Annotated in this window: 16 protein-coding genes and 4 tRNA genes; 15 read left to right on the forward strand and 5 right to left on the reverse strand. The window is 40.3% G+C overall.

Annotation, left to right across the window (positions count from 1 at the left end; all coding sequences use genetic code 11):
- The first annotated feature begins 91 nt into the window (after positions 1–91).
- Complete coding sequence (locus tag HWV00_RS01185; protein WP_255554864.1) at positions 92–661, forward strand: YaeQ family protein; 570 nt, start codon at positions 92–94, stop codon at positions 659–661.
- 99 nt (positions 662–760) lie between these two features.
- Here HWV00_RS01185 and HWV00_RS01190 read toward each other — a convergent pair whose 3' ends face one another.
- Positions 761–1,672, reverse strand: coding sequence for a DUF808 domain-containing protein (locus HWV00_RS01190; protein ID WP_211684344.1), 912 nt, complete (start codon positions 1,670–1,672; stop codon positions 761–763).
- A gap of 110 nt (positions 1,673–1,782) precedes the next feature.
- On the reverse strand, positions 1,783–3,165 hold the full coding sequence (locus tag HWV00_RS01195; RefSeq protein ID WP_211684345.1) for a DEAD/DEAH box helicase: 1,383 nt from the start codon (positions 3,163–3,165) through the stop codon (positions 1,783–1,785).
- A 271-nt stretch (positions 3,166–3,436) separates the two neighbouring features.
- Here HWV00_RS01195 and HWV00_RS01200 point away from each other — a divergent pair, with 271 nt between their 5' ends.
- Entirely contained in the window at positions 3,437–5,053 is a 1,617-nt protein-coding gene (locus HWV00_RS01200; RefSeq protein WP_211684346.1) for a hybrid sensor histidine kinase/response regulator, read from the forward strand.
- Between the two features lie 28 nt (positions 5,054–5,081).
- Here HWV00_RS01200 and HWV00_RS01205 read toward each other — a convergent pair whose 3' ends face one another.
- A complete protein-coding gene (locus HWV00_RS01205; protein ID WP_211684347.1) occupies positions 5,082–5,228 on the reverse strand; it encodes a hypothetical protein in 147 nt (48 codons plus the stop codon).
- A gap of 193 nt (positions 5,229–5,421) precedes the next feature.
- On the opposite strand from HWV00_RS01205, the gene HWV00_RS01210 reads away from it, so the two are divergent.
- The 3 genes from HWV00_RS01210 (at position 5,422) to glpX (ending at position 9,158) form a co-directional block, all read left to right on the forward strand.
- Positions 5,422–6,066, forward strand: a complete 645-nt coding sequence (locus tag HWV00_RS01210) for a lysoplasmalogenase (RefSeq protein ID WP_211684348.1) — start codon at positions 5,422–5,424, stop codon at positions 6,064–6,066.
- Positions 6,067–6,101: 35 nt separating this feature from the next.
- Positions 6,102–8,015: a hybrid-cluster NAD(P)-dependent oxidoreductase gene (locus tag HWV00_RS01215; protein WP_211684349.1), complete on the forward strand. Its 1,914-nt coding sequence runs from the start codon at positions 6,102–6,104 to the stop codon at positions 8,013–8,015.
- 126 nt (positions 8,016–8,141) lie between these two features.
- Positions 8,142–9,158 carry a class II fructose-bisphosphatase gene (glpX, locus tag HWV00_RS01220; protein ID WP_211684350.1) on the forward strand — a complete coding sequence of 339 codons (1,017 nt, stop codon included), beginning with the start codon at positions 8,142–8,144 and terminating at the stop codon, positions 9,156–9,158.
- Between the two features lie 139 nt (positions 9,159–9,297).
- Here the strand turns inward: glpX and HWV00_RS01225 are convergent, their stop codons facing one another.
- Positions 9,298–10,359 (reverse strand): 3-deoxy-7-phosphoheptulonate synthase, encoded by a 1,062-nt coding sequence (locus tag HWV00_RS01225; protein WP_211684351.1) that lies wholly within the window; start codon positions 10,357–10,359, stop codon positions 9,298–9,300.
- Positions 10,360–10,425: 66 nt separating this feature from the next.
- Positions 10,426–10,854, reverse strand: a complete 429-nt coding sequence (locus tag HWV00_RS01230; protein WP_211684352.1) for a GNAT family N-acetyltransferase — start codon at positions 10,852–10,854, stop codon at positions 10,426–10,428.
- Between the two features lie 83 nt (positions 10,855–10,937).
- Between HWV00_RS01230 and murB the strand changes: the two genes are divergently transcribed.
- The 10 genes from murB (at position 10,938) to rplA (ending at position 16,015) form a co-directional block, all read left to right on the forward strand.
- Positions 10,938–11,969 carry a UDP-N-acetylmuramate dehydrogenase gene (murB, locus tag HWV00_RS01235; RefSeq protein ID WP_255554865.1) on the forward strand — a complete coding sequence of 344 codons (1,032 nt, stop codon included), beginning with the start codon at positions 10,938–10,940 and terminating at the stop codon, positions 11,967–11,969.
- Position 11,970: 1 nt separating this feature from the next.
- Entirely contained in the window at positions 11,971–12,930 is a 960-nt protein-coding gene (gene birA / locus HWV00_RS01240) for a bifunctional biotin--[acetyl-CoA-carboxylase] ligase/biotin operon repressor BirA (protein WP_255555017.1), read from the forward strand.
- Between the two features lie 150 nt (positions 12,931–13,080).
- Positions 13,081–13,156: transfer RNA gene (locus HWV00_RS01245), tRNA-Thr, on the forward strand.
- A 28-nt stretch (positions 13,157–13,184) separates the two neighbouring features.
- A tRNA-Tyr gene (locus HWV00_RS01250) sits at positions 13,185–13,269 on the forward strand.
- 19 nt (positions 13,270–13,288) lie between these two features.
- Positions 13,289–13,363, forward strand: a tRNA-Gly gene (locus HWV00_RS01255).
- 5 nt (positions 13,364–13,368) lie between these two features.
- Positions 13,369–13,444: transfer RNA gene (locus HWV00_RS01260), tRNA-Thr, on the forward strand.
- A gap of 325 nt (positions 13,445–13,769) precedes the next feature.
- Complete coding sequence (gene secE, locus HWV00_RS01265; RefSeq protein ID WP_211673340.1) at positions 13,770–14,147, forward strand: preprotein translocase subunit SecE; 378 nt, start codon at positions 13,770–13,772, stop codon at positions 14,145–14,147.
- Positions 14,148–14,151: 4 nt separating this feature from the next.
- Complete coding sequence (nusG, locus tag HWV00_RS01270) at positions 14,152–14,694, forward strand: transcription termination/antitermination protein NusG (protein WP_211684354.1); 543 nt, start codon at positions 14,152–14,154, stop codon at positions 14,692–14,694.
- Positions 14,695–14,879: 185 nt separating this feature from the next.
- A complete protein-coding gene (gene rplK / locus HWV00_RS01275) occupies positions 14,880–15,308 on the forward strand; it encodes a 50S ribosomal protein L11 (protein WP_211684355.1) in 429 nt (142 codons plus the stop codon).
- Between the two features lie 8 nt (positions 15,309–15,316).
- Positions 15,317–16,015 carry a 50S ribosomal protein L1 gene (gene rplA / locus HWV00_RS01280; protein ID WP_045108699.1) on the forward strand — a complete coding sequence of 233 codons (699 nt, stop codon included), beginning with the start codon at positions 15,317–15,319 and terminating at the stop codon, positions 16,013–16,015.
- Positions 16,016–16,304: the final 289 nt, after the last annotated feature.

The raw sequence follows: 16,304 nt of genomic DNA on the forward strand, positions 1-16,304 counted from the left end.
TAAGCCTAATAGCCGCATGTTGTGAAAGCAATATGCGATTATTAGGCTTTTTTTTTAGCCTGAGCTTTCTTGCGTGAAAGACTGGTGTATTATGCCTACCATTATCCCTTTATTAGTGACTCCCATGGCTTTAACGGCAACGATTTTAAAAGCAAAAGTATCTATAGTTGATCTCGACAATCATGTTTACTTGAATGATATCCCGCTTACCCTTGCTCAACATCCTTCAGAGAACGATAACCGTCTGATGTTACGTTTGCTAGCGTGGATGCTAAACGTGGATGCAGACGCGCGTTTAAGCTTCACTAAAGGCCTAGGTGAAGATGAAGAACCTGATATTTGGTTTAAGTCGGATATCGGTGTGATTGAGCAATGGATTGATTTAGGTCAGCCATCGGACAAGCGTCTAAAGAAAGCCAGTAACCAAGCACAGAAAGCAACGATTTATACCTATGGTGATCGCAGTGCGGCATTATGGTTTAAGAAGATTAAATACAGTGCTGATAATTTGTCGATTCAATTTATTAGTGATGAAACTGCAGAGCAAATGGAAAAGCTATATAGCCGTAATATGGAACTACAATTGATGATCCAAGATGGCGATATTCAAGTGTTATCAGGCGAGACTAGTATTGCGATTAAACCTGAAGTTTGGTGTTAAATTTTAGCGCTTAATACGAATAATGATTGATGAGTAACGAATGTGACACTGATGTATGAAAGTGTCTTTATTATCGTTACTCATATTTTTATGCAGTTATTAGCTTCTTAGTTTTTGTATACCTGTCACAAGCATCAAGACAATAAAACCCGCCAGCAATCCAACTAAGCCATCAATCAATATTGGTGTCACTCCTGCCACAATGGCATTCTGCGCTAACATATCAGGTAACATAGTCAGTAATGCGTGAACGACATCGTGAGACCCTGGCATACTATGTAGCACTATACTGCCGCCAACAAGAAACATCGCAACGGTACCTATTACTGCTAATGAACGCATCAGCTTTGGCGCAAAAGTAAGTAACCCGCTGCCGAGGTAATGTTTGATTGTTTTCGTTTGGCTATTATTGACGAGATATAAACCGACATCATCCATTTTCACGATCCCTGCAACGAGTCCATAAACACCTACAGTCATGAGTAAAGCAATTAAACTGACCACCGTTAACTGCGTTGTTAATGATTCAATTTGTACTGTGCCTAAGGCGATCACAATAATTTCTGCTGATAGGATGAAATCGGTTCTAATTGCGCCTTTGACTTTTTGATTTTCAAAATCTTCAACGGATAAGTGAGCTAATGCGTCATCATCACTACTACCTTCATTCTCGGATGCAGATTTAGCGTGATGCAGTTTCTCGGCACCTTCAAAACATAAAAATAAACCACCGATAAGTAATAATGGGGTAATCAACCAAGGTGCAACTGCGCTAATAAGTAGGGCTGCGGGTACTAAGATTGCTTTATTCTTAAAAGAACCTTTGGCTACTTTCCAAACCACAGGTAGTTCGCGGTCAGCACTCACGCCAGATACTTGCTGAGCGTTAAGGGCGAGATCATCGCCTAATACACCTGCTGTCTTCTTAGCGGCGACTTTCGTCATTAATGCTACATCATCCAGTACCGATGCAATATCATCGAGTAGGGCGATTAAACTTAATCCTGCCATAGCTGCTCTCCTTTGAGCTAAATTGTTTTATCATTTTTTATAACACAATATAAACAAAAAGAGTCAACCAGTATAAATAAAAAAACCTGCTCGGGAGCAGGTTTTTAGGATTAATCTTCTTCGCGACCATCGTCGATGATTTCAGCTCTAGGCTTTCTTTTCATCGGAGCGAAACCGCCATCCACGGCACTTGCCATTGAATCGCGCATAGACTGTTTCTTATCTTGCTTAGGTGCCGTGTTCTGCTTGTGTTTAGGTGCATTTTTATCACCTTTACGTGCAAGCTTAGTTGGACGACCTTTATTGCTTGCTGGTAAACGTTTCTTAGCAGGTTTTGGTTTCAAGCCTTTAAATTTAGCTTCAAAACCTTCTAACATTGTGCAAGTTAGTTTTACTTTTAAGTAGCTTTCGATCTTACCAAATGACGTCCAATCTTTCGGGCTTACTAGTGAGATTGCAGTACCGCTTGCGCCAGCACGACCAGTACGGCCAGTACGGTGAATGAAGTCTTCTGGATTAATTGGTAAATCGAAGTTGATAACATGGCTTAGAGTACGAATATCAAGACCACGTGCAGCAACGTCTGTCGCTACTAATACTTCAACACGTCCACGACGGAAATCTTCCAAGGTACGTTTACGTTGATTTTGTAACATGTCACCGTTAATAGAAGTGGCATTGATATCGTTATCAACTAATAATTTTGCTAGGCGTTCTGTATCTGACTTCGTTGCTGTAAAGATTAACAGTTGGCGGTAATCTTCCGTTTTTGCAAGATGAACTAATTGTTCTTCTTTATGCGTTAGGTTGTCAGAGAAATGCAGACGCTGTTCAATTTTTTCATGTTGATCGTTCGAGCGGTTAATCTCAATACGTTCTGGTGCGCGTAATACTTGATTACAAATATTTGCTACATCAACGTGCTCTAGTGTTGCAGAGAACAGCATTGTTTGACGTTTTACGTTTGGCGCGCTGTTTGAAATAGCAGATACGTCATCACGGAAACCCATGTCTAACATACGGTCAGCTTCATCCAGCACTAAGAATTCTAAGTGCTCAAGTGAGATTGATTTTTCACGGATATGATCAAGCAGACGACCCGGTGTCGCAATTAATACTTCTGGGTTTTTACGCAGTAGTTTTTCTTGGTGCTGAAATGATTCACGACCAATAATCAATTGGATTTGATAATCGAGGCTCATGCCCAAGTGTTTCATGTTTGCGTGTACTTGGATCGCAAGCTCACGTGTTGGCGCTAAGATCACTGCGCGTACAGCACGGTGCTCGAAACGACGTTGCTTTAACATACGTTGTAATATTGGCAGACCGTAAGCAATAGTTTTACCACTACCTGTCTGCGATGTAGCCATGATGTCACAGCCACCTAAAATAAGTGGAATAGCTGCTTCCTGCACCTCTGTTGCTTGTTCAAATCCTAAATGTTGGATTGAACTGATTAAACGTGGATCGATACCGAAATCTTGAAAGCGCAAAGAAGCTACCTCTTAAATAGAATTAAAATAATTGCTAGAAATTATTTATGGGGCAGGAACTATATATGAGCATGGCTCAAATTCCAACCCTATTTTCTAGTCACTGATTACTATTGTACAGCATAAAGGGAGCATGCTCGCAGAAAAAAACTATTATCCTTTTTAAAAGCGCATTGTTGTTTTGGTATGAATGAAAAAAGAGTAGATATTTAAGCAATTTTGACAAAATTGGCTAAATTTATTAAATAGGCATATAGAAGGACGTATTAGCATGCGAGCAATCAAGGTTGATTCAAATAAAGTCATTTTTCAGCATTCATTAAATAACAGGATAAATACGTTATTACTTGTCATGTTGGCATTGGTTGTTGTTGGAATATTTATTGCGGTTGAGGTAACAAGTCGGCAAGTTGGCTCTTCATTCATTGATACCTTTACAACCCTTAAAATGAACCTGCTGTTAGTCACATTACCCCTGCTATTAGTCGCTCTGATTCTTACAAAAATAATATTACAAAAAATAGTCACTCAGCCATTCGCCACATTAGAACAAAAGTGTCGTGCTGCGGTGAAGGATAAGACTCACCATAATGAATCATTTAGTTCACCGTATGTTGAATTGGATGGCCTCATTGATTTACTTAATCAACATATAGAAACACTCACCGAGCCAAGAGCAAATAAAATACTATTAGCACAATCTAAGCAGCAATTTGTTGAAAGTTTAACGAATGACATTCGCACTCCGATGAATAGTATTCTAGGCACCGCAGAGCTGCTTTGCGAAATGCCACAAAATATTAAATCGGCGGAATATTTGAAATTAATGAAGCATTCCGCTAATCATATGCAGATGGTGCTTAATGACGTGGCTGATTATTCGAGAATAGAATCGGGGAATCTTGAGTTAGTAAAAGTACGTTTTGATTTATTAGAAATACTTGATCAGGTTTACACTTCACTACGCCCGTTTGTGAATCATAATCTACGTGTACGTTTTAACCTTAATTATGATAAAGATCTCCATCGCTTCTATATGGGAGACCCTGCCAGATTACAGCAAGTATTAGTTAACTTAGTTGCGAATGCTCTGAAGTTTACCGATAGGGGATTTGTTGAACTTAAAGTGAGTTGTGCGAACGTTGATGACGCGAGCAATAATGTTGCCGACCTTATTTTTACTATCAGTGATACAGGTATTGGTATTCCTGTAACGAAGCTGGCACATTTATTTGATAGCGACCAATTATCTTACAATCACAAATCAAATGATTTATCCAGTGGTGGATTGAGTTTAGCTATTTGCTCTCGCCTGATTAATTTAATGCAAGGTCATTTACAAGTAGAGAGTACGTTGGGTGAAGGCGCTCAATTTAAAATAAACTTAAGGCTACAACGTGCTCATCAATTACGAACTCAACATATTGTCGGTAGTAATGATTTAGCATTAGCCAAGTTAGCAGGACTAAAAGTTCTGTTGATTGAAGATAATAAAATGAATCAAATTGTTTTTCAGCAAACATTAACGCAGCTACAAATGCAGGTGTTTACTGCGAATACGGGTTTAGAAGGCCTCGATTTGATACAAAAATATAGGTTCGACATTATTTATATGCAGATTCCAGGAACGGATGGTATAGCGACGACGAAGATGATTCGGGCAGGCAGTAGCGATAACAGCCATACTGCTATTATAGGATTAATAGAGGATGCATTTAAGTTTGATTTGGTTACTTGCCAGCATACCAATATAGAAGGCTATATTAATAAACCCATCTCTAAACAAGGTTTAATTGACGAAACCGTACGCGTACTCGGTTTTGAAATACCTATAGCAGATGTAGTTTTACCGATTAATAAAGCATGTAAAGTGGCGCTGGAAGAATAAAAATGACACTTTATTCTTTACTGGTTACTTAAGCTTCCATTATATTTTTTAGTGCTAACTGAACCGTAATATCAAGGTTTAGTTCGTCACAAGCTTCTTCAAATGTTTTACCTAAATGGCATATGTACATTTCAATTGCGATGAGATGGTTTTGTAATACTTGTTGCTGTTCCATGATAATACCTCCTAAGTGTTTATAATTATAAATTAGTATAATTAGCCGATTTCTGTCTACTGTTTCGTGAAGCTTACAGGTTGTTATGTCTGTAAATGTTAACCGACGCACACTTATGCCTCTTTAATACTTGATCCCAGATATTTAAATGGTTCAAACTTGAGTTTTTATTCGATGTTATGGAGCAGTGAAAATGGAATTTACAGCAGCAATTATGATGGGCACAATCATTATTTCGGTGAGTGGATTTTTGCATTTATATGGTGCTTACCAAGATAGAAAGTGGTTATTTTATTTATTTAAGCCAGTGACTACACTTTCTATCGTAGTTTTGTGCTGGAGCCTTGCACCAACGATTGACGATTATGTTTGGCTTATTTTACTCGGTTTATTACTTTCTACGTTGGGCGATATTTTTTTAATGTTACCCAAAGATAGGTTTATTCCAGGGCTGTTGAGTTTCTTACTCGCTCATGTCGTTTATATTATTGCTTTTTCGATGCGTATCGACCTGACTTATACGTGGTCATTGATCTTGCCATTAAGTGTCATCGCTATTATTTATCTTAAGATGCTATGGCCATCTTTAGCTGAAATGAAAATCCCCGTTTTTGTTTATATGAGTATTATCGTTGTAATGGCGTGGATTAGTGGTGAGCGTTACTTTAGTTTGAGTGATAGCGCGAGTTTGTATGCTTTTATAGGCGCCATTATTTTTCTATTTTCTGATGCGACATTGGCGTTTGACAGATTTAAGCAACAGTTTCATAGTGCTTACGCGGTTATTATTGTAAGTTACTATCTTGCCCAATACTTTATAGCGTTATCAGTGAGCTGAGTACGCTAAATTAGTCACAATAAAGGAGCTTTTTGATGACTAAAATAAATCTCTCTGCACTTTCTATTTATCCATTAAAATCAGCAAAAGCCGTTAATCTTACGCATTGTGATGTGAGTGAGATGGGACTAGAAAATGATCGTAGGTTTGTCATCAGTGACATGAAAGGACAATTTATTACAGGGCGAACACAACCTAAGATTGCCTTAATTAAGGTTGAGGTTGTAACGCAAGGTATTATGCTTTCAGCCCCTAAAATGCCACCCATCGCGTTTAAATTTAAAGAGCTACAACAGGACTATAGCGATGTAACGGTTTGGGGGGCGGTTATTCAAGGTCAGCATTGTAGTAAAGAGCTTAATCAGTGGTTAAGTCTGTATTTGCAGATTGATTGCCAGTTACTTTATTTTGGTGAGAAGTCTTCACGCCAAGTTGCGAACTTAGATAAACAATTAAGTTTTGCTGATGGCTACCCTATTTTATTAATCTCGCAAGCATCATTAGATGAGTTAAATCGTCGTACTTCGCGACCAATCGATATGAGCCAATTTCGCACTAATTTAGTGGTCACTGGCTGTGAACCGTTTGCTGAGGATAATTGGAAACGAATCAAAATAGGGGATGCTGAATTTGAGTTAGTAAAAGCTTGTGAACGTTGTATTTTTACGACATTGCCTCCTGGTAGTACATCTTTTGCTGAAGATGGCGAACCACTTAAAACATTGAGTCAATTCCGTAAAAGCGATGATGGCAAGATTGATTTTGGCCAAAATTTAATAAGTCATAATGACGCTAAAATACAAGTAGGCGATATGGTTGAAGTACTCGAATACCATGACCCTAAACATTATGCTGATAACCGTCCGAAGCCAGCTGCCGTCATACCAAAAGCACGTAAGGCTGTCATGCCTAAGGCACAGGAAAAAACCTTATGGGGTAAAAGTGAGACACGCCAATTATGTTGTGTTGGGGTTATTAACGAAACGCCAGATACTAAAACGTTTCGTTTCCGCGTTGAGCCTGCGGCTTTATTAAATTACAAACCGGGCCAGTTTATTACGCTTAATTTAAAAATTGGGCAAGACTTGGTCATGCGTAATTATACCTTATCATCTTCGCCAAGCCGTCCTGACTTATTAGCGATTACGGTAAAGCGTGTAGAGGGAGGAAAAGCATCGAATTGGTTGAATGATAATTTAGCGGTCGGTGCTCGTTTAGGCGCCTCATCACCACGCGGTCCTTTCCATGCTTTTACCGCAACTACACAGAAGCTATTATTGTTGTCGGCTGGTAGTGGCATCACACCGATGTTATCCATGGCGCGTTATTATGCTGATACAGAATGTGATAAAGATATTGTCTTCTTTTATAGCGCTAAAACAGCCGCAGATTTGATCGCCCTTGATGAATTACAATTATTGACGCGTCAACATACCAATATGCGCTTGGTACTTACCCTTACAGGAGAAAGTACTCAAAGCGATTGGACTGGATTAAGAGGGCGAATAGATCAGCTGATGCTTGCGGATGTGGTTCGGGACATCAGTGACCGATCATCTTACATCTGTGGTCCGGAAGCCTTTATGACGACAATGGAAACTGCCCTCACTGCATTGCATGTACCTGCTGACCAGCAATTCCAAGAAAGCTTTGGTGATCATAAACATTCTGATACCCCAGGTAAGCCAGTTAATGTCTTATTAGATAGTTGGGATACGAGCTTTGTTGGAGATAACAAAACCACATTGCTAGAGCAAGCTGAAAGAAACGGTGTAAACATCCCTTATAACTGCCGTGCTGGTTATTGTGGCGTATGCCGCGTGACCTTAGAGTCGGGTGAGGTACGTGTACTTGCTGATCATGCGTTAACTGATGATGGTAGGAAAGCGAAAAAAGTATTAGCTTGTAGCTGCATTCCGCAAACAGATGTTGTCATAAGTGCGAACTAATTGCGTTAAGTCATCACCGAGCTTACGGGTTCGGTGAGATAATCGTGAGTATTAACAATGGGGCTGTCCCAAATTATTATTCAGTAGGTAGATTAAGTATGTACCTGCTTATATCGGAGTTAAGAAATGAAACGTACACTTGCCATTGAATTTTCGCGCGTTGTTGAAGCTGCTGCCCTTGCTGGTTATAAATGGCTTGGGCGTGGTGATAAGAATATTGCTGATGGTGCTGCTGTTGAAGCGATGCGTGTGATGCTAAATAAAATCGATATCGATGGTGAAATCGTTATTGGTGAAGGTGAGATCGATGAAGCTCCTATGCTGTATATCGGTGAGAAAGTCGGTACTAAAATACCGGGTGCAGATGCGGTTGATATTGCTGTTGACCCGATCGAAGGTACACGAATGACTGCGATGGGTCAGTCAAATGCTGTTGCTGTATTAGCTGTGGGCGAGAAAGGTGCGTTTCTTAAAGCGCCTGATATGTATATGGAGAAATTAGTTGTAGGTCCGGATGCAAAAGATGCCATTGATTTACAACTTTCTCTTGAAGACAATGTTCGTAACGTCGCAAAAGCGTTAAATAAAGAAATCAATGAACTAACGGTAGTAACCTTAGCAAAGCCGCGTCATGACGATAAAATCAAAGCACTGCATGCGATGGGAGTGCGTGTATTTGCATTACCTGATGGTGATGTTGCTGCGTCGATTTTGTGCTGCATGCCAGAGAGTGAAGTTGATATGATGTATTGTGTTGGTGGCGCGCCTGAAGGCGTGATATCTGCCGCGGCAATACGCGCGATGGACGGTAATATGCAAGCGCGATTATTAGCGCGCCATGATGTTAAAGGTGATACGCCTGAGAACCGCGAGGCTGGTGAGATTGAAATCGCACGATGTGAAGCGCTTGGTTTAGTTGTGGGTGACATTTTACCTTTAGATAAATTAGCTAAAAACGATAATGTGATTTTTGCTGCAACGGGCATTACCAAAGGCGATTTGGTCGAAGGTATACAGCGTAAAGGCAACCAAGTGACCACTGAAACCTTAGTTATTCGTGGTAAGTCGGGTACTATTCGTCGTATTCAGTCTACGCATATGCTTAATCGTTTCGACGCTGATCTGCAAAGCATCATCTGTTAAGTTATTCGACATACACTTGCTAAGTAGGTAGTTAGGTAGTTAGGTAGTTAGGTAGTTAGATAAATTGAAGATAATAAAAAGCCGCGCTAATTCAAATAATGAAGTAACGCGGCTTTTTGGTATTCGTCATTCAATAACGTTATTTTGTTATTTCGATACGGTCACTTGCTGCGTGAGCAAGGTCTGCTAATAGCTTTTCAGTATCCTGCCAGTGGATACAAGCATCAGTAATACTCTTACCATAAACAAGTGGCTCACCAGCAACAACGGCTTGATTACCTTCTTCAATAAAGCTTTCTGCCATAATGCCTGAAATCTGCATACTACCTGTGCGCATTTGAGCCATCACATCTTCAGCTACATTCAACTGATTAGTATGTACTTTCTGACTATTGCCATGACTAAAATCAACAACAACTGATGGTGCTAAGCCCGCATCAGTTAATGCTTTAGTTGCTACATCGATATGTGATTTTTCGTAGTTAGGTGTTTTACCACCACGTAAAATCACATGGCCAAATGGATTACCATGAGTTTGGTATACCGTCATTAAGCCATCTTTATCTGGCGAATAGAAGATATGTGGTACTTGCGCGGCACGTACGGCATCAATGGCAATTTTGGTATTACCATCGGTACCATTTTTGAAACCGACAGGGCAAGACAAGGCTGATGCCATTTCACGGTGAACTTGACTTTCTGTTGTTCGTGCACCGATTGCGCCCCAACTAATCAAGTCAGCAATATATTGGCCGTTAACCATATCTAAGAATTCAGTGGCGATAGGTAAACCGATTTCAGTGATATCAACTAATAATTTACGTGCTAAACGTAAGCCTTTATTCGCTTGATATTGACCATTTAAATCAGGATCACTAATTAACCCTTTCCAGCCCACAATAGTACGCGGTTTTTCAAAGTACACTCGCATTGCAATCACTAAGCTGTCTTTATATTGCGCTTGCAATGGTTTTAGACGGCGTGCGTAATCTAAAGCGGCGCTAGTATCATGAATTGAGCAAGGGCCAATGATAACTAAAAGGCGTTTATCTTTGCCTTCTATAATAGCCTCTATTTCACGGCGACTCTTTATGAGTTGTTGTGCGGCGTTATCAGATAATGGAAACTCTTTAACCAGTTGACTTGGAGTGATCACCTGGTCGATATAGGTAGTTCTAAGTTCGTCTGTTTTAATTGTCATGATGTCTATTAGTCTAAATATGGGCTGTGATCAGCTTAACGTAATTTTACTTTATTATAAAGATAATCAGATGTCAGCTTGATTAGAATCATTAAAGCCTAATAACAGCAGTGATTTGCCTTGCTTTTGATAAGCTAAAAAACGTTGTTGAATATCATTCGGAGCCAACTCTGTTTGATGGAACCCATGCTGACGATAAAAACTTTCAAGGTGGGGTAAAGCAAAGGTAAAGGTCTTATTATTCTTAAATTGAGGCTGCATCTGCTGTAAAATATGATGACCGAGTCGCTGACCTCGGTGATCTGGAGAGACTAGCATACCGGTTAATAGAGCGTATTCACCAATAGGGCGTAATCGTGCACATGCGATAATGCCACTGTTATCCTTCAATACCGCTATGTGCTCAGCCTTATTTGGCCGAGAGTAGGGTAAGTATTGTTTATAAAAAGGCTTAACTAGTGGGTTCTCTATTTTCTTTAGCCATTGAAACTGCATCTCGTTACCTTTTATTATTCGGTTTTGCATACAGATACGGTACTATCTGCATGGGATCATGCTTTACGAGTGTTAATTATTTCATGCAAATACTAAAAAATCATAATTTAAAACCTTACACCAGCTTTGGTGTTGATGCTTATGCTGCACAATTTGTCACTGTGACGACGCTAACTGAGCTTAAATCAGCATTAGCGCTCCCTACACCCCAACGACTCATTCTTGGTGGTGGGAGTAATTTATTATTTTGTGATGACTTTGATGGACTCGTGATCCGTATTTGCTTAACGGGTATCACAGTCAATGAATCGGCGAGTGATGTCGTTAGCTTACATGTATCGGCAGGTGAAAATTGGCATGAGTTTGTACAGTGGACGCTGGCACAAGGTTATGACGGTTTAGAGAATTTAGCGTTGATCCCTGGCGTTGTCGGTGCAGCTCCTGTACAGAATATCGGTGCCTATGGTGTTGAATTAGGTGATGTTTGTGATTATGTTGATGTGCTTAATATTGAAACATTAGCAGTACGTCGTTATACACCTGAGGAATGTCAGTTCGGTTATCGTGACAGTATCTTCAAACGCGAACTTAAAGATCGCGCAGTGATTATTGCTGTTGGTATTAAATTAGCGAAACCTTGGGTAGCTAAAATTAACTATGGGCCACTCGCGAGTTTAGGCGCTGATGCATCGGCTGTCGCTATTTTCAAACAGGTTTGTTTGACTCGCCAACAAAAATTACCCGACCCAAATAAGCTTGGAAATGCTGGTAGTTTCTTTAAAAATCCGATTATCAATAAGATACAATTTAGTGCAATAGCTGCTCTACATCCTCATATGCCTCATTACCCTGCGGGCGATGATATAAAATTAGCGGCGGGTTGGTTGATTGATCAGTGTGAGCTAAAAGGTTACCAGCAGGGAGGTGCGCAAGTGCATACCGAGCAAGCATTAGTGATTGTTAATACAGGTTCTGCAACTGCGACTGACATTATTGTGTTAGCCAAGCATATTCAAACAACAGTGCTGGCACGTTTTGGTGTGGAGTTACATCATGAAGTACGTTTCATGGGGCGTGACGGTGAGACAAATCTTGCGGAGGTATCTTGTGGTTAATATGACGGCGTCAAGACAGCAATTAATTCGTTTACTGGCGGATGGTGAGTTTCATTCCGGAGAAGCACTAGGTGATGTCCTAGGTGTGAGTAGGATGGCAGTGAGCAAGCAGATCAAGGTATTAGAGAGCATTGGACTGGATGTTTTTAAGGTGACAGGAAAAGGATATAAATTATCTTCTCCTTTGCAATTGCTTGATGCCGAAAAGATAGCCGCTGGCAGCAGTGTTAGGGTCGAAAGTCATCAAGTATTAGGATCTACCAACCAACATTTACTAGATAAAGCGGCGTTATTGCAGAAAGGTCATAGCTGTTTCGCTGAATACCAAACAGCAGGGCGTGGTCGTCGTGGGAAAAAGTGGGTATCGCCTTACGGTTCTCATCTTTATACCAGCACCTACTGGAATTTAGATGCTGGGATCCACGCTGCATCTGGATTGAGTCTCGTCATTGGTATCGCAGTTGCACGTACATTAACTGATCTAGGTATTGCGAATACTCAATTGAAATGGCCAAATGATGTTTATGTTGAGGGAAAGAAAATTGCAGGTGTACTCGTTGAGATCATCGCGACGGCGGGTGGTGAGTGCCATTTAGTTATCGGGTTAGGACTTAATGTAAATATGCCATTACAAGCGGGATTAGAAATAGATCAAGCTTGGACTGATATTAGTCAACAGTTACAGCACACTCTTGATCGTAATGAGTTAGCAACGTGTTATTTAACTCATTTAATTAAAGTGCTTACTGATTTTGAACAGTTTGGCTTTGGACATTTTGTTGATGAATGGAATAGCTGCGATGCATTTAAAGATTCTCCCGTGGTATTAACCTTAGGAAATAAGCAAAAACAGGGCATTGCTAAGGGGATTGATCAAACAGGTGCGCTACTGTTAGAAATTAATGGCATCGTTAGTCCGCAAGTCGGTGGTGAAATGTCATTACGACGCGCCGAGATCTAATCTAAAATCACTTTTATTCATGAATGTAAGTCGAAGCTTAGTCGAAGTGGCTAATAATTCGCCATGTAAATAAAAAAAAACTGCTTTTTTACAATTATGGTTGCAAGAGGTAGGGGGTTACTCTAGAATCTCTCCTCGTTAAGTGACGCCGCCGACTTAGCTCAGTAGGTAGAGCAACTGACTTGTAATCAGTAGGTCGCCAGTTCGACTCCGGCAGTCGGCACCATTTAACTCGTTACTGAAGTACAATATGTGGAGGGGTTCCCGAGTGGCCAAAGGGATCAGACTGTAAATCTGACGGCTCAGCCTTCGAAGGTTCGAATCCTTCTCCCTCCACCACTTTGTATTCATGACGCATGCGGGCGTCGTATAATGGCTATTACTCCAGCCTTCCAAGCTGATAATGCGGGTTCGATTCCCGCCGCCCGCTCCAAATTCGCTGATATGGCTCAGTCGGTAGAGCGCATCCTTGGTAAGGATGAGGTCCCCAGTTCGATTCTGGGTATCAGCACCATTTTTCAGGTCAATTATTTCTTCTTCTGTTTTATTCTTCATACCAAATAACTTCACCTTAAAAATAATCTTGCATTAAATCAAAAATAAATTTTATCAAAACTAATTTAAGCTATTTGTAATTCAAATATTATTCATAATTATTTACGAATAACTTGCATGAAAAACGAAAGCCCCTATAATTAGGTGCTCCGTTTGTAGGGGTAGTTCCAATTGGTAGAAAGGCGGTCTCCAAACTGATGTTTGTGAGTTCGATTATCTCCCTCCTGCCACTGTCATCACCGTGTAACAGCGGATTTTTTTGTCTTAAGGTACAGGTTAGTAGTATGACTTCAAATACTGAAAACCAAGGAAAAGCACTAGAAACAGTAAAATGGGTACTAGTTGCAATAATTCTAATTGGCACAGTTATTGGTAACAATATTTTTAGTGAAGAATCAGTGTTAATCCGCGCAGTTGCTGTAATTATTGCCGCTGTTATTGCTGGTGGCATTGCATTACAGACAAGTAAAGGGCGCGATGCGCTTGAATTTGCATCTGAATCAAGAACAGAAGTACGTAAAGTAGTTTGGCCTACACGCCAAGAGGCAATCCAAACTACACTTATCGTATTAGTTGTTACCGCTATTATGGCGTTAGTGCTATGGGGTCTAGATGGTATTCTAGTTCGTGTAGTTGCATTTATCACAGATGTAAAGGTATAAGTTCATGTCTGAACAGAAAATGAGATGGTACGTAGTTCAAGCCTTTTCGGGTTTTGAAGGTCGAGTTCAAAAAACATTACTTGAACATATTAAGATCCACGAAATGGAAGAGCACTTCGGTGAAATACTTGTTCCTACGGAAGAAGTAGTTGAAATGCGTGCCGGTCAACGTCGCAAGAGTGAACGCAAGTTCTTCCCTGGCTACGTTTTAGTTCAAATGAAAATGAACGACGAATCATGGCATTTGGTAAGTAGCTTACCACGTGTACTTGGTTTCATTGGTGGTACTAAAGAGCGTCCGGCTCCAATCACTCAAAAAGAAGCTGACCGCATTCTTAATCGTCTTCAAGATGCAGCTGATAAGCCGCGTCCTAAGACATTATTTGAAGTGGGTGAAGTGGTTCGTGTATCTGACGGCCCATTTGCAGATTTCAATGGTGTTGTTGAAGAAGTTGACTACGAAAAGAGTCGCTTAAAAGTTTCTGTTTTGATCTTCGGTCGTTCTACTCCGGTTGAATTAGATTTCGGTCAAGTAGAAAAAGGCTAATATCATTAACCGTTTAGGTTGAAGATAAAGTTCAAAACAATAATATTTGCATTTTATTGAATGAAATTTCAACAAAATGCTTGGCAAGGGCAGCGATTATATCTATAATTCGCTGCCCTTGTTTTTCGGGAAGCTCGTATCTATGTTGGATACAGCGTTCGCACCCATATTTAAGGTAAATTAAAATGGCTAAAAAAGTTACTGCATATATTAAGCTGCAAGTTTCAGCTGGTATGGCGAATCCTAGTCCACCGGTTGGTCCTGCACTAGGTCAACACGGTGTTAACATCATGGAATTCTGTAAAGCGTTTAACGCAAAAACAGATTCTGTAGAGAAGGGTTCTCCTACTCCTGTTGTTATCACAGTTTATTCTGATCGTTCATTCACGTTCGAAACAAAGACTTCTCCTGCATCTTTCTTACTTAAGAAAGCAGCTGGTATCAAGTCTGGTTCTGGTCGTCCGAACACTGAAAAAGTGGGTACTGTTACTCGCGCTCAGTTGGAAGAGATCTCTAACACTAAACAACCAGACCTTACGGGCGCTGATCTAGATGCAATGGTTCGTACTATTGCTGGCACAGCTCGCTCAATGGGCTTGAACGTAGAAGGATAATTCTGAACATGGCTAAACTTTCTAAACGTATGCGTACGATCCGCGAAAAAGTGGAATCTACAAAAGCTTACGAAATCAACGAAGCTGTTGAACTTCTTAAAGAATTAGCATCTGCTAAATTCAAAGAAAGCATCGACGTTTCTGTAAACCTAGGTATTGATTCACGTAAATCTGACCAAAACGTTCGTGGCGCTACTGTGCTACCACACGGTACTGGTCGTGAAGTACGTGTTGCAGTATTTACACAAGGTGCTAACGCTGAAGCTGCTAAAGCTGCTGGCGCTGACATCGTAGGTATGGACGATCTAGCTGCACAAGTTAAAGCCGGTGAGCTTAACTTTGATGTTGTTATCGCATCTCCAGACGCTATGCGTGTAGTTGGTCAACTAGGTCAAATCCTAGGTCCACGTGGTTTAATGCCAAACCCTAAAGTTGGTACAGTAACTCCTGACGTTGCGACTGCAGTTAAAAATGCTAAGTCTGGTCAAGTTCGTTACCGTAACGACAAAGCTGGTATCATCCACACTACTATCGGTAAAGTGGATTTTGAAGCAGCGCAAATCAAGGAAAACCTTGAAGCTCTACTTAAAGCACTAAGCAAGTCAAAACCTGCTTCTGCTAAAGGTCAATTCATCAAGAAGATCAGCCTATCTACTACGATGGGTGCTGGTCTAACTGTTGATGTTGCAACTGTAGAGACTAAATAATTTACAGGAAGCAATTTATTTAGTATAATTTGCTTCCTTAAAATTAGTAGGTTGGTTAATTCTAATTTATTAGTATTAACGGATTTACAAAAAATGTGGGTTGAAGTGAGTAAGTTGAGTTTAATACTTAAGTTATTTACTTCCGTCCAAGACCGTAGGAGTTGCTCTTATTCTGTAAGAATGACTTAATAATGATCGGCTATTTTAGTTAATACTTGATCTTTCCTACGTAGATGGTGCAGGACCTCTGAAGAATTTATTTTTTTCTGGAATCCAAGCCGTAATGGTT

It is taken from the genome of Moritella sp. 24 (genome assembly GCF_018219155.1).
Taxonomy (GTDB): Bacteria; Pseudomonadota; Gammaproteobacteria; order Enterobacterales; family Moritellaceae; genus Moritella.